Below are 21926 nucleotides of genomic sequence, written 5' to 3'. Positions count from 1 at the left end.
TTTGCTATTCGGCGGCGGCGGAAACGGCCGCAGGGTCAGGCGCGACGACCGCGGCGGACTGCCGCTTGACGATGCTGTGCTCCAGCACGCGGTCGGGGCGGCCGGCGGGCGGCGCCTCGACGGCAGCGATCTCGGCGACGAGCAGGCGGAGCGCTTCGGATGCCAGCGCGCGAACCGGCTGGTGCACCGTCGTCAGCGGCGGCCACAGCATCACGGCCGCAGGGGTATCGTCGAAGCCGACGACGGTCAGCGCGTTCGGCACGTCGAGCTGGCGTCGGTGCGCGACCGAGATCACCGCCGCCGCCATGTCGTCGTTGCTGGCGAAGATCGCCGAAGGCATTTCGCTGGCGTCGAGCAGTTGCTCGGCGGCGCTCAATCCGGACGCGAAGCTGAAGTCACCCTGCGCAACGGTCGTCCGCACGTCGTTCACCTCCCGAACCGCCGCGTAGAAGCCGGCGAGCCGCTCCGCGCTCGCCGCCTGATCGGGATTGCCGACGATGAAGCCAAGGCGTCGATGCCCCAAATCGATCAGATGCCGGGTCATTTCATAGGCCGCGCCGCGATCGTCGATCCGCACGCAGATCGCATTCTCAACGGCATGCGCGCCCACCGCGGCCATCGGCAGTCCCGTCTCGCCGAGCAGTTCGAGCATCGCGCGCGACTCGCCGAGCGGCGGCGTCACGATGAAGCCCGCCACGCCCGACGCCGCCAGATCCCTGAGCTGCGCCTCGGCCGGGGGCTTGCCGCCCTCCCCCTTCAGCAGAACCAGGCGAACCCCGCGCGCGGAGGCCTCCTCGAAAACGCCGATCAGGAAGTCGCTCATGAACGCCGCACTGGGATTGGAATAGATCACGCCGATCTTGGGCTCCGCCGAGGTTGCGAGGCTGCGCGCGGCGACGTTGGGCGTGTAGCCGAGCGCGCGTACAGCCTCTTCCACGGCGGCGCGGGTTTCGGCGCCGACTCCATATTGATCGTTTATTACGCGCGACACGGTCATCGGCGACACCCCGACCATTGCCGCGACATCCTTGATCGTAGCGCTTCGTGGGCGTGCGCTTCGTGCCACTAGGGTCCTTTCACATTGCGTCGCTCCCGAACTAGCCGGTTTCACCCGGCGCGCAACGGTGAGAGCATCGAAGACGCGATCCCATCCCGTTCGCGACAGCGGGCCAGCGCATCGGGACGGATAGGCGGGCGCGGCGAAGCGCCGGGTGGGCAGACACGTCCTTGAGCTTCTATTGAAAGAAGCAGAAGACTTTCAGAACGCGAAACAGGGCGTTGTAGGTGTGATGGTCCAGCGCCTCGATGTCCCCCGCCAACGCGGCGAGGATTGCCTGATCCGCGATGCCAGGATGCCGCGACAGATTCGATCTCTGCACAAGGTCGATCAGATAGGCCCTGTTTTCGGCGATTCCGCGATGCGCCACCAGTTTGAACGTCTCTTTGACATAGTCCGTCGCGAAGACCTGGTTTCCGAGAAGCTCGCAGAGCGTATCGCGAAGCAACCGACGATCGCGCCGATATCGGCGTGGCAGGCGCGAGACGAAGCGCGCCAGTGCGAGCGTGTGATAGGGGTGAACGGGCCACAACCCGTACCGCAGCACCCGCTGCGACTCGCTCGCGGCCCCGCTCCAGCACGTTTCCTGTAGCCAGCCGGCCGGATAGGGACTCCGTGCACGATGCGCGATTGCGAGCCCCTCGGCAGTCAGGAATGCGCAGGCGGACTCGCCCTTGCCGGCGGGCGCGCCTTCCTCGCCCTCATAGGCGGTATAGAGTTCGTCCCCACCCAATCCCGAGACGAGCGTATCGATGCCGGCCGCCTGCAACATACCGAACATCGCCTCGAACAACTCCGGGTAATTCTCGTCCTCGGGCCAGACTCCGTAGCGGATGCGACGCAGGCTTGTCGGCCCGAAGGGAGCAAATCGCTCGGCCGGGACGCTGAGATCGTCAAACCCGCCATGATCCCGAAGCATCGACCTGCGTTCGCGTTGCGCTGCACCCATCGGACCGTTGAACTGTGCACCCACGCTCATCACCCCGGGGCCGGCGACGGCCGCCGCAGCGATCGAGGTCAGCGCCGAGTCCATGCCGCCGCTCAATTCGACTGCCAAGCGCGATGGATCGAGCGGTCGCGAATCGAGGATCGCTTTGATCGCCTCGAACAATTGTGCCTCGACATGCGCGTCGGGCCAGACGTCGTGCGGACCGTCATGCTCGATGCTTTCGGGCAATTCGACGGCAACGCCGTTTGCACTGGCCCTCAGCACGGCCCCGGCGGTGGCGCGATACACGCCTGCGACGATCGTCGTCGGCGCGTATGTCGAACGACCTGCGATCTGCGCGAGCGCCACGTCCCAGACGATCTCGACCTCGCGATCGACCAGCAAGCGGCTATAATCCCAATCGATCGCCACACCGTCCTGATCAGCGATCAGATAGGCCGGGATCGAGACGACGGGGGATGCGCGATAAGATATCGTCCGCTTTCGACGATCAATCTCGAGCACCGCGAAATCCAGAAGATACGCGTCGAGCGCGTCCAACCGTCCCTGAATCGCCGAGTCGGAGAGACCGGTAACCAGCACCACGCCTTCCGGATCGTCGGTAAACCGTTCGTAGGAGATCAGGACGACTCGATCCTCGCTCTCGAGGACTTCGGTGCGCAGCATTCGGTGCTGGACGGGGAAAACCGAGGAGCGGCCCAGAAACAGCCCCCCATCGGCCAAGCCGATGGGGGAAGCGATATCGTGGAAGTCCAACCTAGCGCGAAACACAATTGTCTAGGCGCTTTCGATCATTCTCGATTGGACAGATCAATCTCAGGGCGCCTCGCCGTGGACTCGATCCTCTCCATAATTTACCTTTAGGGCGAGAGTCCGTGCCTTGCCGTGCGCTGAGTCCGGCACCAGCGAAGCGTCGAGCGCCTTGAGTTGGATACGCAACTGTTCCGACTTGGTCGACTTCGTCATGTCCTTCTCCTCATGACTGGCGACGACAGCTGACATTTACTGGCCAACCTTCAACGTCCCAGTTCTTTCAAGTTCTCCTCTTTTTCGGTTCTTTGCAATTACTTTCGGCAGTCGCTTGAAATTTGTGGCACGAGCGGCCGTCCGATCACCCACCAGCCGCGACGCGTACGGCCCAATCTCAGATCGGCGAGCCCCTGTCGGTCAGAGCCGTTCGACTCGGCGCTCGTCCCGAGACGCTCAGCGCCGAATGAAAGCCAGAATGTCGCGGTTCACTACCTCGGCATGGGTGGTGATCATGCCATGCGGGAAACCGTCATAAATCTGGAGCGTGCCGTGCTTCAGCAGCTCCACCGAAAGTCGCGCGCTGTCGTCTACCGGCACCACTTGGTCATCGCTGCCGTGCATCACCAAGGTCGGGACCTGGATGCGCTTCAAATCATCCGTGAAGTCGGTCTCGGAGAAAGCCTTCACGCCGTCGTGATGCGCCCTGATGCCACCCATCATCCCCTGGCGCCACCAATTCTGGACGAGCCCCGGGATGGTCGCCACGCCGGGCCGATTGAAGCCGTAAAAGGGGCCGCTCGCGATATCGAGATAGTTTTGCGAGCGATTGTCGGCCAAGCCCTTGCGGAAACCGTCGAACACCGCGAGCGGCAGGCCGCCGGGGTTGTTCGCAGTCTTGAGCATCAGTGGCGGCACCGCTGCGATCAGCACCAGTTTGGCAGTGCGGTCCGTGCCGTGGCGCGCCACGTACCGCGTCGCCTCGCCGCCTCCGGTGGAATGGCCGATATGGACCGCGCGCTCGAGATCGAGATGGTCGGCCACCGCCGCGGCGTCGGCGGCATAATGGTCCATGTCGTGCCCGCCATCGACCTGACTCGATCGGCCATGCCCGCGCCGATCGTGCGCCACGACGCGGAAGCCCTGGTTCAGGAAGAACATCATCTGCACGTCCCAATCGTCCGCGCTCAGCGGCCAGCCATGGTGAAAGACGATGGGTTGCGCGGTCTTGGGCCCCCAGTCCTTGTAGAATATCTCGACGCCGTCCGTGGTGGTCACATAGTTCATGGCTTGAGTCCTTCTGCTGGGTGAAACGGTGCGCCCCGCGAAACCGCGCGCGAGCGCTTCAAACGGCAGCGGTCGGTCGTGGTTCGGCATGCGATCCTCCCGGATAGCGACGGTCGGGAGCGATCTCTTCACTGCCGATGGCGCGAAAAATGCGGGCGTGCGCGGGACCGCGCAATCGGACGAGGTGCGAGCGTGGACACGCCAACAGGGTCGCCGGGCCTAGACCAACGTCGAGGCTCCGGGAGTTGCCTCGCATAACGCAGACTGATATAGTCCGCGTTATGGCGTACATTACCGCGAGCGTTGAATACGGCATCCATTGCCTGCTCTGGCTGGTGGACTCGGACGGCAGGCCGCTGAGTTCGCGCGATCTCGCCGAATTGCAGGGGATATCGCCCAGCTTCCTCGCCAAGATATTTCCCAGGCTCGAAAAGGCCGGAATCGTCCGAGCTTCCGAAGGGGTTCGCGGCGGCTATCTGCTTGCCCGGCGGGCCGAAGAGATCAGCTTCCTTGAGGTCATAGATGCGATCGAAGGGCGAAAACCCTTGTTCGATTGCCAGGAGATCCGCGGCAAGTGCGCGGTATTCGGCGATACGCCGCCCGGCTGGGCGTCGACCGGGGTCTGCGCAGTGCACGCCGTGATGCTCCAGGCGGAAAAGGCGATGCGCGACGTGCTGGCGGGGACGACGCTGCGCGATATCGCTAAAGCAGTCGACCGCAAGGCCCCCCCCGAATTCGCCCGCGATGTCCAGGGCTGGCTCGATACCCGCTTCCGCGGCCGCACCGGAAAGGTGCAGCGGCCGTTGCAACAGGAGGTACCGTCATGACCGTGGCCACTCTCGAACGCCCGTTGGTCCTCGTCGTGGACGACGACGCAGCGGTTCGCGATTCGGTCGAGGAATTGATGCTTTCGGTCGGCATCGATGCCGTCGGGTTCGGCTCGACGCGCGAATTGCTCGAAGCGCCTTTGCCCGAGCGGCCCGGCTGCCTGGTGGTCGATATCCGAATGCCGGGATCCAGCGGCCTCGACCTGCAGCAGCACCTCGCCGCGCGCGGCAACGCGAAGCCGATCGTCTTCCTGTCCGGGCATGGCGACATTCCGATGACCGTGCAGGCGATGAAGGCCGGCGCGATCGATTTCCTCACCAAGCCGTTCCGCGACCAGGCGCTACTCGACGCAGTGGCCACCGGGATCGAGCAGGATATCGCCCGGCGCGTCGATGCGTCGCTGATCAAGCGGCACACCGATCGGCATGCGACGCTGACCGCGCGCGAACGCCAGGTGCTGCAGTTGGTGGCGCTCGGCCGCCTCAACAAGCAGATCGCCTTCGAGCTCGGCATCAGCGAAGTGACGGTGAAACTGCACCGCAGCAACGTGATGCGGAAGATGGAGGCGGGGTCGGTCGGCGAGTTGATCCGCGCCTGGGAAATCCTCCCTGCGGAACGCCGCGAAGCTGCGACCTAGACCATGGTGTGGTTACGAACCCCTCGCTCCTCGGCGACATGCGGCGATGGCCAATCCGGCCGCTTCAACAAGGACCGTGTGATTGTCCAAGCCGCCCGTGATCGCGATCGTGGATGATGACGGAGCCGTACGCGAGGCGCTTTGCGACCTCCTGCTGGTGGAAGGCCTGTTGGCGCGCCCGTTCGACGGCGCCGCCGCTTTCCTCGCACAAGCGGATGTCGGAGAGGTGGATTGCATCGTCACCGACGTACGGATGCCCGAGATCGACGGGTTGGAGCTCCAGGCGCGACTGCGCGCGCAGGGATCGTCGGTCCCGGTGATCTTCATCACCTCCTCGGTCGCCGACAGCACGCGCGCCCAGGCGATGCGCGGCGGCGCGACGGCGTGGTTCACCAAGCCCGTCGCCGACCAGGCGTTGCTGGATGCGTTGCGGAGGGCGCTTGGCCAGGGTGGCCGCTCTGGACGATGACGTGACGGCCGCGCCTCGCTCGAAAGCAGAGGCGGCCGAGGGCGACGATGCCGTCGCCAGATGGTGGCTCGATATCGCGGACGTCCGCAGCCTTATCAAATCAGTCGCCGCGGGGACTGCCCCGGCCAATTGGGTCGACATGCTGCTGGCGGGCGCCCGCATCGTCGACGTCAACCAGAACACGGTGCATCTGGTCGGCTCCTATGCGGGCCGAAAGGGCATGATCGGCGCGCGGGCAATAAGCTATTGGCCACGCGAGGGGCATGCGCCGCTGGCGGAATTGATCGTAGCGGCGGTGACCGACTCCATATCCCGCGATGCGAAGACACGCACGATCACTTCGTTGGCGTTCGTCGACCCGGCGCTCAGCGTATCTGCGGTAGCGCACGACATCGTCTTCGTCGCGCTCTCCGGGACGCCGGTCGACCAGCGTTCGCTGTGGGGCGTGCGCGCGAGCGAGGAGCGCTATCGCAACTTGATTCATCATCTGCCGATCGCGCTGCTGCAGGTCGATTCGACCCCGATAACCGCGATCTTCGACAATATCCGACTCGAAGGCGTCACCGACATCGCCCGATATCTGGCCGAAACGCCCGAACTGGTCGCCCATGCGAGCCGGGTGGTCCAAATCACCGACGTCAATCGCAACGCGATACAGCTGCTCGGCGCGGACTGCTCGACCCAGTGCATCGGCCCAATCGGATTCCTCTTTTCCGCGTCGCCCGAGACCGCGAGACGCGTAATCGCCGCGCATTTTAAGGGCCGACGCAGCCACGCCGAACGCACCCGGCTGCAGACCTTCGATGGACGTCTCCGCGACGTCGAGCTGACGGTGACCTATCCGACCCCTCCGGAGCGGCTCGATGTCACGCTGATCAGCCTTGAGGATGTCACCGATCGTGTCCGCACCGAGACGCAGCTGCGCCAGCTTCAGGGCGAGTACAGCCGCGCGGCGCGGATCTCGATGCTCGGCGAACTCGCCACCTCGATCGCGCATGAAGTCAACCAGCCGCTCGCCGCGATCGTGACCAATGCCGAGACCAGCCTGCGCTGGCTCGCCCGCCCGGAGCCCAACCTCGCCAAGGTCGAACAGCTCACTGTGCGCGTCGTCGAAAGCGCACGGGTGGCGAGCGAGATCGTCCAGCGTATTCGGGGAATGGCGTCGCAGGGCGCGCCCGAGCGGGTGCTGCTCGATCTGGGGGCGATCGTCGAAGAGGCGCTGCTGTTCGTCCGTCATGAGATCGAGACCAGCTCGATCGGCTTGTCGGTCGTAACCGAGGAACATTTACCGCGCGTGCTAGGCGACCGAGTGCAGCTACAGCAGGTTATCGTAAACCTGCTGCTCAACGCCGTGCAGGCGCTGGCGCACGGCGCAGCGTCGCACGGCAGTATCGAAATTGCCACTGCGATCGATGCGGATGCCGTGGTCGTCACCATCCGCGACGACGGGCCCGGCATCGATCCCGAAAACCTGGACCGGATCTTCGGCAGCTTCTTCACCACCAAGGACGATGGCATCGGCGTCGGACTTGCGATCTGCCAGTCAATCATCGCCGGGCATGGCGGCGCGATCACCGCCGCGAATCGAGCGACCGGCGGCGCGGCATTCCGGGTGTCGCTTCCCGTGGCGCGCAGCGCTGCACTGCCGATAGTCCCGGCACGCTGACCGCGATGCCAGGCGGAGCTTTCGAGAACCGCTGAAACAGCCGGAATCGGACGGATCAACCTGCCCTAAAGGTGAGGTCCGCACGACCTTCGGCGAGCCTGGGCATCCGTCCGCACAGTGGGACGGCACGGCCGATTGCGCAATCTTCCTCCTCGTTCCCCGAGCCGGCAGCAAAGAGGTGATGGCATGAAGATCGTGGTTGTGGGCGGCACCGGCCTGATCGGTTCGCGGCTGGTCCGCGAATTAGCGCTGGAGGGGCACGATGTCGTGGTCGCCGCGCGCTCGACCGGAGTCGATATCGTCGCCGGCGCCGGACTCGCGCAGGCGCTGGACGGCGCGGAGGTTGTCGTCGATTTGTCGAATCCCGGTTATGCCGATCCAGGGGAGATGCTGCGATTCTTCGAGGCATCGGGCGCAAACCTCCTCGCCGCCGAGCACCGTGCCGGCGTCACGCACCATGTCACTTTCTCGGCGATCGGCAGCGATCGCATCACCAACGGCTATTTCCTTGCCAAGAACGCGCAGGAAGATTTGGTCGTCGCGTCGAACATCCCGTTCACGATCATCCGCTCGGCGCCGCTGTTCGAGTATATCTACGACATCGTCGGCGCGCAGAGCGATCGCCCCGCCGTGCGCTTGCCGCCGGTTCGGCTTCGGCCGATCGCGGCGGACGACGCGGCGCGGGCATTGGCACGCGTCGCGCTCGGCGCTCCCGAAAACGCAGTCGTCGAGATCGCCGGGCCGGACACCTACGCTTTGTCGTCGCTCGCCGGACAGATCCTGACCGCCAACGACGACCTGCGCCCGGTCATCGTCGATGATGCCGCACCGTTTTTCGGCGGGCCGGTCAGCGAGCCGCTGGCCGGCGGCATGTATCCGCAGATCGGCGCAACCGACTTCGAGGACTGGCTGCACCAGTCCCTGACCCCCGCATGATCCGCGCCCGCACATTCAATCTGAAAGGAAATAGCATGAAGATTCTCGTCATAGGCGGCACCGGCCTGATCGGTTCACAGCTGGTCGAGCTGCTGGAGCAAAAGGGACACGAGGCGATCGCCGCGGCGCCGAACACCGGCGTCGACACGATTACCGGCGAGGGGCTCGCCCACGCCATGGCCGGCGCGCAGGTCGTCATCGACGCCTCCAATTCGCCGTCGTTCGAAGAGCGGGCCGCGATGGAATTCTTCCAGACCGCCGGCGGCAATATCACCGCCGCCGAGATCGAGGCTGGCGTGGGCCATCATGTCGCGCTTTCGGTGGTCGGCACCGAGCGGCTGCAGGACAGCGGCTATTTCCGCGCCAAGTTGGCGCAGGAAGACCAGATCCGGCGCTCGCCGATCCCGTACACGCTGATCCACGCAACCCAGTTCTTCGAGTTCCTCCGCGGTATCGCCGCGTCGGCGACCGAGGGCGACACGGTCCGTCTGCCCGACGCATTGTTCCAGCCGATGGCGGCGCGCGACGTTGCGGCCGCGGTCGCCGATGCCGCGCTCGCGGCGCCGGCGAACGGCACGATCGAAGTGGCGGGTCCGGAAGCCTTCCGAATGGATGCGATCGTTGCCCGCGTGCTCGAACATGACGAGGATCCGCGCCACATCGTCTTCGATCCCGACGCGCTCTATTTTGGTGTCAGCCTCGACGACGGCGCGCTGATGCCCGGTCCGGACGCACGCCTCGGCGCGACCAGCTTCGACTGGTGGATCGCCAACGTGCCCCCGCCGGCCAAGAAGTGATGCTCAGGCAATTCTGCATCGCGGTCGCCGTGATCCTCGGGCTCGGCGCCTTGGCGAACGGCGGATTCATGCTGGTGTCGCCGACCGGCTGGTACTTTGCAGTGCCCGGCGTCACGACGACGGGGCCGTTCAACCAGCATTTCATCCGCGACATCGGGATCATCTTCCTGTTCCTCGGTGCCGCCTTTCTCATCGGCGCCGCGCGGCCCGAATTCCGGGTGGTGCTGTGGAGCGCTGCGTCGCTGTGGCTGTGCTGCCATGCGCTGTTCCACTTCTGGGAAGTCGCCGTCGGCATCTGCGGCAGCCCGGCGCTCCTCCGCGACTTTCCGGCAGTCACGCTACCGGCATTGATCGGCGTCGCACTGACTCTCTGGGCGATCCGTGACCGCCGCTGAACCTCATCTCTAGGAGAATATCATGACCCCTCGTTTGAACATCTTCCAGGCCGCCCCCGAAGCCACCAAGGCGATGCTGGCCGTCGAAGCGGCGATCCAGAAAAGCGGGCTTGAGCACAGCCTGCTCGCATTGGTTCGGCTGCGCGCGTCGCAGATCAACGGCTGCGCCTTTTGCATCCACATGCACGTCAACGAGGCCGTGAAAAACGGCGAGAGTCACATGCGCATCCACCTGCTGGACGGCTGGCGCGATTCGCCGGCATTCACCGATCGCGAGCGCGCCGCGCTCAACTGGACCGAATCGCTCACCCGCATCACCAAGACGCATGCTTCCGACGCGGACTATGCGCAGTTGAAGAGCCAGTTCGACGAGTCCGAGATCGCCCATCTGACGCTGGTGATCGGCGCGATCAACCTGTGGAACCGCGCGCAGATCGGCCTTCGTGCGGTCCACCCGATGGAAACGCAGTCGGCTGCGGCAGCTTGAGCACCCCTTTCGAAGGTAGATATGATGAAACTCTATTACGCACCTGGCGCATGCAGCCTGTCGGTTCGCATTTCGCTCCACGAGGCCGGGTTCAACGCCGCATTCGAGCGGGTCGACATCGCAACCAAGCTCACCGAGCACGGCTATGACTATACTGCGATCAACCCCAAGGGTTACGTGCCTATGCTCGTCCTCGACGACGGCAGCGCGGTAACCGAGAACACCGCCGTGCTCGAATTCATCGCCGATCGCGAACCCAGGCTCGGCGCGGGCGGCCCGCTCGGCCGCACCCGGCTGATCGAGATGCTGTCCTGGCTGTCGACCGAGCTGCATGTCGCGTTCAAGCCGCTGTGGCACGAGGCGAACGCCGAGGAAAAGGCCGCGGCGATCGAGGCAGTGGCCCGGCGACTGGACTATCTCGTCGACGATGTCAGCGAACTCTATCTGTTCGGCGCGCACTTCACCGTCGCCGACGCCTATCTGTTCGTGATGCTGCGCTGGGCCCGGGCGTTCGGAGTCCGCATCCCGATCGAACTGGCCGGCTATTTCGACCGCGTCGCCGAGCGCGAGACGGTGCGCCGGGCGCTCGCCGAAGAAGGGCTCGCGTCATGAAGATCGTCGTCATCGGCGGCAGCGGCCGCATCGGCACCAAGCTGGTCGCGAACCTCCGGCAGGAAGACTGCCGGGTCTTCGAGGCTTCGCGAAGGGACGGCGTCGATACGGTTAGCGGTGCCGGGCTCGCTCAGGTGCTGGAGGATACGGATATCGTCGTCGATGTCTCCAATTCGCCGACGCTCACCGGCGAGGCGCCGTTGCGATTCTTCGAGGCATCGGGCCGCAACCTGATGGCGGCGGGACGCGCGGCGGGCGTGCGGCACCATATCGCGCTGTCGATCGTCGGCTCGGATCGGCTCGCCGCCATCGACTATTTCCGCGCCAAGCAGCTGCAGGAAGCGATGATCGAAGCGTCGGGGATCCCGTACACCATCGTCCGCTCGACTCAGTTCTTCGAGTTCATTCGTGATGTGGTGCAAGACGGCACCACGCGCGACATCCCTATCTCGCCAGCCTTGGTCCAGCCGATCGCCGGCGAGGACGTCGCCGATGCGCTGGCGGACGCGACGTTCGGCGATCCGCGAAACGGCAGGATCGAGATCGCCGGGCCCGAGCAATTCCATCTCGATTGGGTCGCGGCCGAGATCGCCACCGCCCTGGAGGACAATCGCCGCGTCGTGGCCGATGTCCATGCCCGCTATTTCGGCGCGGAGCTTCAGGAGCGGTCGCTGCTGCCGGGTCCGGACGCCTATCTCGCCTCCTCGAGGTTCGAGGATTGGTTGCGCGAGGAGCTGCAGCCTGAATGGGCCGCGGCCCGCACCCGGTGACCGAGGGCGTCCGCGATCTGCTGCGCCTCGAAGCGCTCGGCCTGATGACCGCAGGGATCGTCCATGATCTGGGCAACATGATCCAGGTGCTCGCCAGCGCAGTCAACATCGTCGAGCGCCACCCCGAGGTTCGCGGCAGCGCCGCGCTCCAGCCGGTAGTCGCCGCCGCGATCGATTCGCTCGACCGGGCGGGCGGCACGGTGCGTCAGATCCTCGGTTTCGTGCGCGAGGATGCAGCGACTGCCGAGCCGATCGACGTCGCGCTGGCGCTGGCGGGAATGGAGCGGCTGCTGCGCTGGCTCTGCCCGCATCCGGTCGGGCTGACGCTGCAGCTCGATGCCGTGCTGCCGACGCTCATCTGCAACCGGCACAAGTTCGAGAACGCGATCCTGAACCTGGTGCTCAATGCGCGCGACGCGATGCCCGAGGGCGGCCGGCTTACCGTTTCCGCAAGCGCCGAGCCGGCGCATCTGGTGATCGCAGTGTCCGACACCGGGACGGGGATGACGCCGGCGGTTGCCGCCGCGGCGTTCGAGCCGATGTTCACGACCAAGCCCGAGGGCCGCGGCACCGGTCTGGGCCTGCCGATGGTGCGGCAGTTCGCGCGCGAGCTGTCCGGCAGCGCGACCATCGCGAGCCAGCCGGAACAGGGTACCACGGTGACGCTGCACCTGCCGATACCCGTGGTACGGGAGTCCGACGCGGCCTAGGCCGGCAAATGCGGCGCGATCATCTCCCACGCGCGGATCAGTTCGCCGATCGTCGCGGCGTCCATCTTGCGCATCACGTTGCCGCGATGAAGCTTCACGGTGACTTCGCTGATCGCGAGGTCGTAGGCGACCTGCTTGTTGAGCCTTCCCCGTGCGACGTGGCGGAGCACTTCGCGCTCGCGGGGCGTGAGCGACGCATGGCGATCGAGCAGCTGATCGGTAACCCGCCTTTCCGCGCGGCGGGCGCGGTCGCGCGCGATCCCGGTCGATACGGCGTCAAGCAAAGTCTGGTCGCGGACCGGCTTGGTGAGGAAATCGACGGCGCCGGCCTTCATCGCCTCGACCGACATCGGAATGTCGCCATGCCCGGTGAGGAAAATGATCGGCTTGGCGTCGCGCGCAGAGACCAGCCGATGCTGGAGGTCGAGCCCACTGCCACCGGGCATGCGGACGTCGAGGATGAGACACCCCGGCCGATCCTCGCGATCCGCCGCCAACAGGTCGCGTGGCGACGCATAGCGCACCGCATCGATCCCCACCGACTCGAGCAGTTCGTGAAGTGCGTCGCGCACCGCTTTATCGTCGTCGACGATCAGGACGAGCGGTTGCTCCTGATGGGGCATGGCGACTTCCTTTAGCCTGGGAGCGGGAGCGAAAAGATCATCCGGGTACCCACCGGCGCGGCGATTTGCGCCTCCAGCTCGCCGCCATGGGCGCGGGCGATCGAGCGGCAGATCGCCAACCCCATGCCCATGCCCCGGGGTTTGCTGGTGACGAAGGGTTCGAACGCCGCGTCGGGATCGTCGAGCCCGGTGCCGAAGTCACGCACCTCGAGCCGCGCATGGCCATCGATACGGCTCGTCCCCAGTTCGAGCCGCCGGATCGCACTTTCCGCCATCGCCTCGGCGCCGTTGCGCATGAGATTGACCAACAATTGCTGGACCTGGACGCGATCGAGCGGAAGCGGCGGCAAGCCAGAATCCAGCGATAGCGACACTTCGATGCCGTGCGCGCGCATCTCGTCGCCCAGGAGCGCATGCGCTTCGGTCACGACGTGGTTGATCTGCGTCGGCAGGCGCTGCGGGTCGGTGTCATGGAACAGCGCACGGATCCGATCGAGCACCTGCGCGCCGGCAAAGGCATCGCGAACGATGCGGGCGATGGTCTGGCGCGCGCGATCGAGGTTCGGGGGATCCGCCGCGAGCCAGCGCTGGCACGCTTGGGCGTTGGTGACGACCGCCGCGAGCGGCTGGTTCACTTCGTGCGCAATCGACGCCGAAAGCGCCGACAGGCTTGCCGCCTGAGTCGCGCGGGCCAGCCGAAGGCTCGCCTTGCGCAGCGCCTCGCGATCGCCGATCTCGTCCTCTATGTCGCGAGACACTCCGTACCAGCGCACGATCCGGCCGGCGTCGTCACGGAGCGGTTCTGCCTTGCCCTCGACCCAGCGATAGCCGCCATCGGCGCAGCGATGGCGATAGCGCATTGCGAATGCCGCGCCGGTCTCGAACGAGTGGCGCAACGCGTTGCCGACCGACGCCGCATGCTCGGGATGCACCGATCGCGCCACCGCCGCCGCCAGCTTTGAGCGATCGGGGTCGTCGAGGTCGGTCAGCTCGATCCCCGCCCATTCGCACAGCCGGCGATTGATGAAGATCGGCTCGCCGGTCGCGGTGGTGCTCCAGATCAGCACCGGCACAGTATCCGCGAGCCGGACCAGTTCGTGCTCGCGGTCGCGCAGGCTCGTTTCGGTGCGCTTGAATTCGTCGACGTCGATGATCGTGCCATACCAGTCGGTGATCGCACCGCTGGCATCGCGAACCGGCATGCCGTCGCACTGGCACCAGCGATAGGTATTGTCCGCGCCGCGCATCCGGTGCTGCGAGCGATAGGGCGTGCCGGTGTCCAAGCTCTCCGCCCATCCGCCGAGCGCGGCGGCCGCATCATCGGGATGCACCGCGTCGACATAGTTGAAGCTACCGTCGGCGTTGACCTTGTGATCCTCGATCCGGGCGCCCTGCCATTCGAGGAAGCGTGGATCGAGATGGAGGAAATTGCCGACCGCATCGGTCCGCCAGGCGAAGGCCGGCAGATATTCGAAAAATGTGCGCGTGCTTGGTTGCCCCTCCAGCATGGTCCGCCGCTATCGGCCAGCCCGCGGCCAGGTGGCGCGGTGACGACAATATACTGGGGTCACGATGCTACTCCGATGAAGACTTCAGCATGAGCATCATCGCAGCCTCGGCGCCGCGCTGAAGACCGGAACCCGCTAGTCTTCGATCCCCCATTCAGGGGATGAAAGCGACGTACTTCTCAGGATGGGTATCCGGGTTACGCGTCAGGGCGCGAGTATTGCGCGGATGATCCCGCCGACTGCCGCGAGCGCCAGCACGCTGGCTAGCCAGATCCCGACGAACCAGCCCAGCCTGGCGCCCAGGCGCGCAACGGAGCGGCGCATCAATGATAGCCCTGCCCAGGCTCGACCTTGCCGCGAAACACCCAATAGGCATAACCGGTATAAGCGAGGATCAGCGGCACCAGCACGACCGTACCGGCCAGCATGAACGCCTGACTGATCGCGGGAGCGGCGGCCTCCCAGATCGTCACGCGGACGGGCACGACATAAGGGAAGATGCTGATCCCGAGCCCGAGAAAGCACAGGCCGAACAATGCGAGCGCGAGCAGGAACGGACGAACCTCGTCCCGGCCGCGCGCGAGCGAGCGGAACAGCAGCAGCACGACCGCGGCGACGGCGATCGGCACCGGCGCGGTGAAGATCAGGTTCGGCATCGAGAGCCAGCGCTGATAATAGCCGGGCTCCAGGGCAGGTGTCGCAGCGCTCAGCGCGACGATGAAGAAAAGGGTCGCGATGGCGAAAGGGCGGGCCAGCCGCCGGGCATGCGCCTGCAACGCGCCGCCGGTCTTCATCACCAGCCAGGTGGCGCCGAGCAGACCATAGCCGATCACCAGCGCGATGCCGGTCAGGATCGAGAAGCCGGTGCACCAGTCGAACGCCCCGCCGCCATAGCCGCGGCCGTCGACCGCGACGCCCTGCAGGATCGCGCCGAGGATCACGCCCTGGAAGAACGCTGCGATGATCGATCCAAGGATGAACGACGCGTCCCACCAATGCGCCCGGCGACGCGAGCGCCAGCGAAATTCGAACGCGACGCCGCGGAACACCAACGCGAGCAGCATCGCGAACACCGGCAAATACAGCGCCGGCATCAGGATCGCGAAGGCCATCGGGAAGGCAGCGAACAGTCCGCCGCCGCCGAGCACCAGCCAGGTCTCGTTGCCGTCCCACACCGGCGCGACGGTGTTCATCACGACATCGCGGTCGTGCTTTTCGGGGAAGAACGGGAACAGGATGCCAAGGCCTAGGTCGAAACCGTCGAGCACCACATAAGCGGCGACCGCAAAGGCGATGACTCCGGCCCAGATCAGCGTGAGGTCGGCGCTGTGCGCGATCATCGAAGGGTTTCCTCAGGCATGCGGGATGACGTTCGGGTCGATCGCCGCCGCCGGGGTGATGCCCGCGGCATGGAGCGGGCCGGTGGCGATCTCGTCCAGCGCCGGCTCGCTCGGCAGCGGCGCCCGCGCCATCAGCCGCAGCATGTAGACGAGCCCCGCGCCGAACACCGCGAAATAGACGATGACGAAGGCGACGAGCGTGGCGCCCACGGTGCCGGCGTCGAGCGGCGCCGCGCTCCTGGCGGTGCGCAGCAGGCCGTAGATCGTATAAGGCTGGCGGCCGACTTCGGTGGTGATCCAGCCGGCGACGATCGCGACGAGCCCGGACGGGCTCATCGCAACCGCGGCCCAGAGCAGGAAGCGATTGTCGTACAGCCGGTGCCGGCGCCGCTCCCACAGGCTCCACAGCCCGAGCAGCAGCATCAGCGTGCCGAGCCCGACCATGACGCGGAACGACCAGAAGACGATGGCGACGGGCGGCTGGTCCGCGTCGGGAATCGTGTCGAGCCCGGCGACGGGTGCGTCGAACTCGTGCTTGAGGATCAGGCTCCCGAGCTTGGGGATCGCCACGGCATAATCGAGCCGCTGCGTGCGATCGTTGGGGATGCCGAACAGATAGAGCGGCGCTCCCTCCGGATGGCTCTCATAATGGCCCTCCATCGCCATGATCTTGACGGGCTGGTGCTCGAGCGTGTTGAGCCCGTGCTGGTCGCCGATGAAGATCTGGATCGGCACGACGATCGTCGCCATCCACATCGCCATCGAGAACATTTTCCTGGCGCCGGCCTTGTCGGTCGTGTCGCGCCCGAGCAGGTGCCACGCGCCGACGCCGCCGATCACGAACGCGGTGCCGAGATAGGCAGCCGCGACCGTGTGGCAGAGCCGGTACGGGAAGGACGGGTTGAACACCGTCAGCCAGAAGCTCACCGGCACGAACTGGCCGGTCGCAGGATCGATCGCGTACCCCGTGGGGGTCTGCATCCAGCTGTTGACCGACAGGATCCAGAATGCCGAGGCGCAGGTGCCGACCGCCACCGCGGCGCAGGCGAACATGTGCAGCCGCCGCCCCACTCGTTCGCGGCCGAACAGCATGATCCCGAGGAACCCTGCCTCGAGGAAAAACGCCGACAGCACTTCATAGGCCATTGGAGGGCCGATCACCGGCCCGGCCTTGTCGGCGAACACCGACCAGTTGGTGCCGATCTGGTAGGACATCACGATCCCCGAGACGACCCCCATCGCGAAGGCGATCGCGAAGATCTTCACCCAATAGTTGAACAGGTCGAGATAGACTGCCTGACGCGTGCGCAGCCACAGCCCGTTGAGCACCGCGAGATAGCTCGCCAGCCCGATCGTGAAGCCCGGGAACAGGAAATGGACGGTGATGGTGAAGGCGAATTGCAGCCGGGCGAGGAGCACGGCATCGACGCTTTCCAGCATATGGGCTCCTAGCCGGGGCAAATGCCCGATTGCCGCAAGCTAGCGCGGCGAAGCATCCGCGACACTCTGACAAAGTGTCCCAGCGGACCGGCCGTAAGGATGGGATACCCTAAACCTTGGTCGAGGCTCGGCTGGCCGTGTCATGTGGCTTCGCGAGCGCTATCTGCGCACCGACACCAAGGGAGTTGCATCGTGGAGAAGACCGGAACCGCATCGCCGCATGCCCATGCGGCGCGAGAAGCGAAGCGCCGCGACGCGCTGGCGATGGGGATCGACGAACGCTTCGTGGCGGAGCTGGTCGACCGTTTCTACGCGCGCATTCGCGGCGACGACCTGATCGGCCCGATCTTCGCCGCACGGATTTCCGACTGGGGCCCGCATCTCGACCAGATGAAGCGCTTCTGGCGTTCGATCCTGTTCAGCAGCGGCGAATATCTCGGCAACCCGATGATCAAGCATCTGGCGATCGACACGCTGGATCGCGCGATGTTCGCGCGCTGGCTCGACCTGTTCGACGCCACCCTGCACGAGCTGGGATCGGACCAGGCGCGCGAACATGTGCACGCGCGCGCCCGGATGATCGCCAACAGCCTGCTCAACGGCATCGCGGTCCACCGCGACAGACGGCTGGGCATCGCCCCGGAGGAGGCATTCTCCGAAACGCCGGCGTCTGGTTCCTAGACCTGTCGCGGGTCTCAAAGGAGCACACGCACGGACCGGCAGCTGACGACGGAGCAGCCGAACGGCGCTGGCAGCGTATACCTTGGCGTAGGTGGCGGGCAGCGTGCCGCGCTGCCACATCCCCGTTGCGGAGCCGTGTTAATCGGACGCGACAGGGATGATGAACGCAGGGGTTTTTCCGATTTCACCCTGCGGCCGACGAAATGGCAGTCGAGCGTCCAACTTGTCCGGCCCTGCATCACCGCGCTATTGCGGGCGCGCTTTGGAGGAACCGATGGCCGACCCGATCCGCATCCTGTTACAGACGACAATCCCGCCGATCGCCGACGACTGGCACATCGGGCGCTTTTCGATGCTGCGCGACCATCTCGCCGGCCTCCGCGGCGCGGATGGTGACCCGTTGTGCGAGGTCACCGCGCGGAACCGGACCGCGCCGGGCGCGCCCGACCCGATATTGTCGACGATCGACGAGTCGGACTATGACGAATTGTGGCTGTTCGCCGTCGACACCGGCGACGGTCTCGACAGCGAGGATTGCGCCGCGATCGGCCGCTTCCGGAAGAAGGGCCGCGGCCTGCTGGTCACGCGCGACCACATGGACCTGGGGAGCTCGGTCTGCACGCTGGGCGGCATCGGCGCCGCGCATTTCTTCCACAGCAAGCATCTCGATCCCGATCCGGCGCGCCACGTCATCGACGACCGCGAGACCAGCGACATTCTGTGGCCCAATTACCATTCGGGCGCGAACGGCGATTTCCAGAAGATCGCAGTGGCCGGCGAACCGCATCCGCTGCTCCAGGACCCGGCGGCGCGCGACGGGTTGATCCGCTACCTGCCTTCGCATCCGCACGAAGGCGCGGTCGGCGCACCGGCCGACGATCCTTCCGCCCGCGTCATTGCGACCGGAATCAGCAAGGTGAGCGGCAATCGCTTCAACATCGCGGTCGCCTTCGAACCTTCGGAGGACGGTGGCCCGGCGCTGGCGCAATCGACCTTCCACCATTTCGCCGACTATAATTGGGATCCGGCGAAGGGCAGTCCGAGCTTTGTCAGCGAGGCCCCCGGCGACGGGCTCGCCCATTCGCCCGAAGCACAGCAGGCGGTGCGACAATATGTCGGTAATCTCGCATTGTGGCTCGCCGGGCGCCCGATCGAAGGCCGCCAGGCGCGTCTGGACCGCGAGTTGGACGAAGCGCTGGACGAGAGCTTCCCGGCCAGCGACCCGCCGGCGATCGCCTGAGCAGGATCATCGCCGCGCCGGGAACATCCTGCGCCAGAACCACGGCTTGAGGGCCCGTTGCCGCCCATAAGCAGCCAATGCGGGGATGGTCAGCAAAATCTCGGTGCCCCTGCCCCGCCGAGTCGACAGGTTCAGCGTGCCGCCGGCGCGGGCGGCACGTTCGTCCATCCCGACCAGACCGAAATGCCCCTCGCGCCGTTTCGCCGCCGCTTTCTCCTGATCGATCCCGCGGCCGTCGTCGCGCACCGCCAGGCTCAGCGCAGCGAGGCCATAGGTAACCACGATCTCGACATGCTCGGCCGCGGCGTGGCGCTGGGCATTGCGCAGCGCCTCTTCGGCGATCGCCGACGCCTCTTCCGCGGCGCGGTGCGACAGCGGCCGGGGCGTCCCCTCGACGGTTAGCGTGATCCGTGGGGGACCCTCCTGGGCTAGCGCCTCGATCCTGTCGCCGATCCGCCGCTCGAGCGGCGGACCAGCCGTCTCGCTACGCAGATCGCGAACCTTGTCGCGCCCCTCGACGATCACCGCCTCGGCGCGATCGAGTGCCTGATCGAGGGAGCCGCGAAGCGCGCTATCCGGTGGCAACCGATTGGCGACCGCTTGGAAACGCAGCAACAGGCCCTGCATCCCTTGGAGCAACGTGTCGTGCAGGTCGCGCGCGATGCGTTCGCGTTCGTCCAGCCGTTCGTGCAGCAGCGCGTCGAAGCGCTGGTTGAGGCGGCGGATGCGCAGCGAATAGGCCAGCCAGCCAAGGGAGAACGCGGCGATCACGCACAGCAAGATGAACCAGCCCGATTCGACGAAGGTCGGCGGGATCACGATCTCCATGATCGCGCCGGTCCGGTTCCAGACGCCATCGTCGTTGCTCGCGATCACCTGGAAGCGATAGGTGCCGGGACCGAGCCCGGTGTAGATCGCCTGCCGCCGCGCGCCGGGGTCGACCCAGTCGCCATCGACACCGGTCAGCTTGTAGCGGAACGCCACGCGTCGGGGCATGCCCAGGCTCATTGCAGTGAAGTCGATCTGCAGGCTGCGGGTGCCGGCGGCCAGGCGGAGCGATGCCGCAGGGGCGATGCGCTTACCGTCCGCCGTGACCGCGCGCACCATGACCGGCGGTCGCAGCAAATTGCGCCGGAGACGTCGGGGATCAATCGAATAGATTCCGGTCTGATCAGCGAACCACAGGCGTCCGTCGGCCGCTTCGACAAGGTCGGTGAAGCCGCGGACGCTGCTGCGGGCGATCACCCCGTCTTCCTGGTCGAAGGTGCGCGATGGCAGCGTGCCCGGCCGGCCGTCCAGCCGTGCCGACAAGGCCGGCGTCGGCATCCGCACCAGCCCGGCCTGCGACAGCAGCCAGGTCTCCCCCGCCGCATTCTGCACCAGGCCCGAGACGTCGCCGAAGATGCCGTTCTCGCCCGCACCCATCATGTGGATCCGGCCAGCGCGCAGCATGCCAAGGCCACTCTCGCCCCCGATCAGCAGGCCGTCGGGACGCTGGAGGATCGCGCCGACGAAGGTGAACGGGTTGTGTGCATAGTCGATCAGCGTGTGAAACCTGCGGCCATCGAATGCCGCGGTATGACCGTAGCCGATATAGCTGATCACGCCATCGCGGCCCTGCGCCAGCATATAGGGAATGGCATTCGGACGATCGTCGAACGCCATCGCCCGGGGGTTTCGATCGTCGAGGTCGTAGCGAAGCAGGCCGTGCGACGGCATGCCCAGCCACAGCCGGCCGTCGCGGTCCTCGAAACACCGCGACGTTGCGGAGAGAGGCTGCGGTGACGGTGGTATTCGAACGCTGCGCGTGTGCGCGCCGCCGACCAGCCGGACGGTGTCGCGCGCGGTACGGACCCACAAACCCCCATCCCGCGCCGCACAAGCGGTGTCCCTCGGGCCGAGGCTTGTGGTCGGCAATGGTATGGCCTTGCCGTCGGCCGCAACCCGGAAAAAGCGCCGGTCGACGCGCAGGAATATGGTTTTGCGCCCATCGGCAAAGACTTGGTACGGGCTCGTCTCGGTAGGAAGCAGCGAGACAAGTCGCGGATCGACGACGCTGTTCTGGACCACATCGACCGGGTGAAAGCGGTCGATCCCGCGATCGGTGCCCACCCACCAATTGCCTTCGCGGTCCTCGAAGGGCCAGGACGAATAGTTCGCAGCGCCGGGCGCGCTTTCGAAAACGGCCGTCTCGCCCACCCCGCCTAGGCCCGCGCGGCCCAGAGCGAACCTGAAGATGCGGCGAGAATAGCTGATCACCCAGGCGTCGCCGTTCCGTCCCACCCCCGTCACAGCATCGGGCATGCCCTCGGGGAGTATCGCGACCGTCCGGGCCGGGCGCCCCGCCGCAAACAGGCGTATCTGCGTTCGATCCGCGACCAGTACGCCACCCTCGGGATTGCGGCTCAGTGTGCATATGTCGACCAGATTGGCGACCACGGTCGGCGCAAGGGTGACCGGGTCGACGCGGACCAAGCGACTTTGGTTGTCGCCGCGAAGGCACGCCCAGATCGAGCCGTCGCGCGCGGCGAAGGCCTGTATCGCGCGTCCGCGATCGCCATAGTCGCGCTTGGTCCAGCGTCCGCCGGCATGGCGGAACAGCGAACCCGAACTCACCGACCAGATCGTGCCGTCGGGCGCTTCCGACAGGCTGTCGGTCCACCCCTTGGGGCGCCGCTCCCGGAGAGGCGCGAAGGATCCGACCGCCGCGACTATGCGCCAGTCCCGCAAAACCGTAGCCGATCCAC

Annotated in this window: 23 protein-coding genes; 13 read left to right on the top strand and 10 right to left on the bottom strand. The window is 66.0% G+C overall.

Annotation, left to right across the window (positions count from 1 at the left end; all coding sequences use genetic code 11):
- Nucleotides 1-4 precede the first annotated feature (4 nt).
- The 4 genes from E5A73_RS01025 to E5A73_RS01015 all read right to left on the bottom strand — a co-directional run bounded on the left by E5A73_RS01025 (nucleotide 5) and on the right by E5A73_RS01015 (nucleotide 4040).
- Nucleotides 5-1066, bottom strand: a complete 1062-nt coding sequence (locus E5A73_RS01025) for a LacI family DNA-binding transcriptional regulator (RefSeq protein ID WP_135961943.1) — start codon at nucleotides 1064-1066, stop codon at nucleotides 5-7.
- A gap of 169 nt (nucleotides 1067-1235) precedes the next feature.
- On the bottom strand, nucleotides 1236-2672 hold the full coding sequence (locus E5A73_RS01020) for a hypothetical protein (RefSeq protein ID WP_206366351.1): 1437 nt from the start codon (nucleotides 2670-2672) through the stop codon (nucleotides 1236-1238).
- Nucleotides 2673-2822: 150 nt separating this feature from the next.
- On the bottom strand, nucleotides 2823-2972 hold the full coding sequence (locus E5A73_RS21150; RefSeq protein WP_168355758.1) for a hypothetical protein: 150 nt from the start codon (nucleotides 2970-2972) through the stop codon (nucleotides 2823-2825).
- Nucleotides 2973-3209: 237 nt separating this feature from the next.
- Entirely contained in the window at nucleotides 3210-4040 is an 831-nt protein-coding gene (locus E5A73_RS01015) for an alpha/beta fold hydrolase (protein ID WP_135961941.1), read from the bottom strand.
- 281 nt (nucleotides 4041-4321) lie between these two features.
- Here E5A73_RS01015 and E5A73_RS01010 point away from each other — a divergent pair, with 281 nt between their 5' ends.
- The 11 genes from E5A73_RS01010 to E5A73_RS00960 all read left to right on the top strand — a co-directional run bounded on the left by E5A73_RS01010 (nucleotide 4322) and on the right by E5A73_RS00960 (nucleotide 12347).
- The gene (locus E5A73_RS01010) at nucleotides 4322-4867 is read left to right on the top strand and encodes an RrF2 family transcriptional regulator (RefSeq protein WP_135961940.1); all 546 of its coding nucleotides are present in this window, start codon (nucleotides 4322-4324) and stop codon (nucleotides 4865-4867) included.
- Nucleotides 4864-5505 carry a response regulator transcription factor gene (locus E5A73_RS01005; RefSeq protein ID WP_135961939.1) on the top strand — a complete coding sequence of 214 codons (642 nt, stop codon included), beginning with the start codon at nucleotides 4864-4866 and terminating at the stop codon, nucleotides 5503-5505. The genes E5A73_RS01010 and E5A73_RS01005 overlap by 4 nt, the downstream gene beginning before the upstream one ends.
- 82 nt (nucleotides 5506-5587) lie before the next feature.
- Nucleotides 5588-5974 (top strand): response regulator transcription factor, encoded by a 387-nt coding sequence (locus tag E5A73_RS01000; RefSeq protein ID WP_240699951.1) that lies wholly within the window; start codon nucleotides 5588-5590, stop codon nucleotides 5972-5974.
- Nucleotides 5955-7640, top strand: coding sequence for a sensor histidine kinase (locus tag E5A73_RS00995; RefSeq protein WP_240700007.1), 1686 nt, complete (start codon nucleotides 5955-5957; stop codon nucleotides 7638-7640). Before E5A73_RS01000 ends, E5A73_RS00995 begins: the two co-directional genes overlap by 20 nt.
- Before the next feature lie 186 nt (nucleotides 7641-7826).
- On the top strand, nucleotides 7827-8576 hold the full coding sequence (locus E5A73_RS00990) for an SDR family oxidoreductase (RefSeq protein ID WP_135961938.1): 750 nt from the start codon (nucleotides 7827-7829) through the stop codon (nucleotides 8574-8576).
- Between the two features lie 35 nt (nucleotides 8577-8611).
- Complete coding sequence (locus E5A73_RS00985) at nucleotides 8612-9373, top strand: SDR family oxidoreductase (protein WP_135961937.1); 762 nt, start codon at nucleotides 8612-8614, stop codon at nucleotides 9371-9373.
- On the top strand, nucleotides 9373-9768 hold the full coding sequence (locus tag E5A73_RS00980; RefSeq protein WP_240699950.1) for a hypothetical protein: 396 nt from the start codon (nucleotides 9373-9375) through the stop codon (nucleotides 9766-9768). The genes E5A73_RS00985 and E5A73_RS00980 overlap by 1 nt, the downstream gene beginning before the upstream one ends.
- Before the next feature lie 22 nt (nucleotides 9769-9790).
- The gene (locus E5A73_RS00975) at nucleotides 9791-10255 is read left to right on the top strand and encodes a carboxymuconolactone decarboxylase family protein (protein ID WP_135961936.1); all 465 of its coding nucleotides are present in this window, start codon (nucleotides 9791-9793) and stop codon (nucleotides 10253-10255) included.
- Between the two features lie 24 nt (nucleotides 10256-10279).
- Nucleotides 10280-10867, top strand: a complete 588-nt coding sequence (locus E5A73_RS00970; RefSeq protein ID WP_135961935.1) for a glutathione S-transferase C-terminal domain-containing protein — start codon at nucleotides 10280-10282, stop codon at nucleotides 10865-10867.
- The gene (locus E5A73_RS00965; RefSeq protein WP_135961934.1) at nucleotides 10864-11637 is read left to right on the top strand and encodes an SDR family oxidoreductase; all 774 of its coding nucleotides are present in this window, start codon (nucleotides 10864-10866) and stop codon (nucleotides 11635-11637) included. The genes E5A73_RS00970 and E5A73_RS00965 overlap by 4 nt, the downstream gene beginning before the upstream one ends.
- On the top strand, nucleotides 11613-12347 hold the full coding sequence (locus E5A73_RS00960) for a sensor histidine kinase (RefSeq protein WP_135961933.1): 735 nt from the start codon (nucleotides 11613-11615) through the stop codon (nucleotides 12345-12347). Before E5A73_RS00965 ends, E5A73_RS00960 begins: the two co-directional genes overlap by 25 nt.
- Here E5A73_RS00960 and E5A73_RS00955 read toward each other — a convergent pair.
- The 5 genes from E5A73_RS00955 to E5A73_RS00935 all read right to left on the bottom strand — a co-directional run bounded on the left by E5A73_RS00955 (nucleotide 12344) and on the right by E5A73_RS00935 (nucleotide 17258).
- The gene (locus E5A73_RS00955) at nucleotides 12344-12970 is read right to left on the bottom strand and encodes a response regulator transcription factor (RefSeq protein ID WP_135961932.1); all 627 of its coding nucleotides are present in this window, start codon (nucleotides 12968-12970) and stop codon (nucleotides 12344-12346) included. The genes E5A73_RS00960 and E5A73_RS00955 overlap by 4 nt on opposite strands.
- 11 nt (nucleotides 12971-12981) lie before the next feature.
- Nucleotides 12982-14478: a PAS domain-containing sensor histidine kinase gene (locus E5A73_RS00950; protein ID WP_135961931.1), complete on the bottom strand. Its 1497-nt coding sequence runs from the start codon at nucleotides 14476-14478 to the stop codon at nucleotides 12982-12984.
- 204 nt (nucleotides 14479-14682) lie between these two features.
- The gene (locus E5A73_RS00945; RefSeq protein WP_135961930.1) at nucleotides 14683-14802 is read right to left on the bottom strand and encodes a DUF2474 family protein; all 120 of its coding nucleotides are present in this window, start codon (nucleotides 14800-14802) and stop codon (nucleotides 14683-14685) included.
- Nucleotides 14802-15818: a cytochrome d ubiquinol oxidase subunit II gene (gene cydB / locus E5A73_RS00940; RefSeq protein WP_135961929.1), complete on the bottom strand. Its 1017-nt coding sequence runs from the start codon at nucleotides 15816-15818 to the stop codon at nucleotides 14802-14804. The genes E5A73_RS00945 and cydB overlap by 1 nt, the downstream gene beginning before the upstream one ends.
- A gap of 12 nt (nucleotides 15819-15830) precedes the next feature.
- A complete protein-coding gene (locus tag E5A73_RS00935) occupies nucleotides 15831-17258 on the bottom strand; it encodes a cytochrome ubiquinol oxidase subunit I (RefSeq protein WP_135961928.1) in 1428 nt (475 codons plus the stop codon).
- A gap of 192 nt (nucleotides 17259-17450) precedes the next feature.
- Between E5A73_RS00935 and E5A73_RS00930 the strand changes: the two genes are divergently transcribed.
- Both E5A73_RS00930 and E5A73_RS00925 read left to right on the top strand, forming a co-directional pair.
- Nucleotides 17451-17939 (top strand): group III truncated hemoglobin, encoded by a 489-nt coding sequence (locus E5A73_RS00930; RefSeq protein ID WP_135961927.1) that lies wholly within the window; start codon nucleotides 17451-17453, stop codon nucleotides 17937-17939.
- 274 nt (nucleotides 17940-18213) lie between these two features.
- Nucleotides 18214-19179 (top strand): hypothetical protein, encoded by a 966-nt coding sequence (locus E5A73_RS00925; protein WP_206366349.1) that lies wholly within the window; start codon nucleotides 18214-18216, stop codon nucleotides 19177-19179.
- A gap of 6 nt (nucleotides 19180-19185) precedes the next feature.
- Here E5A73_RS00925 and E5A73_RS00920 read toward each other — a convergent pair whose 3' ends face one another.
- On the bottom strand, nucleotides 19186-21909 hold the full coding sequence (locus tag E5A73_RS00920) for a sensor histidine kinase (protein ID WP_135961926.1): 2724 nt from the start codon (nucleotides 21907-21909) through the stop codon (nucleotides 19186-19188).
- Nucleotides 21910-21926: the final 17 nt, after the last annotated feature.

The organism is Sphingomonas gei (assembly GCF_004792685.1).
Taxonomy (GTDB): Bacteria; Pseudomonadota; Alphaproteobacteria; order Sphingomonadales; family Sphingomonadaceae; genus Sphingomonas; species Sphingomonas gei.
This window is presented reverse-complemented; position numbering and strand designations above follow the sequence as displayed.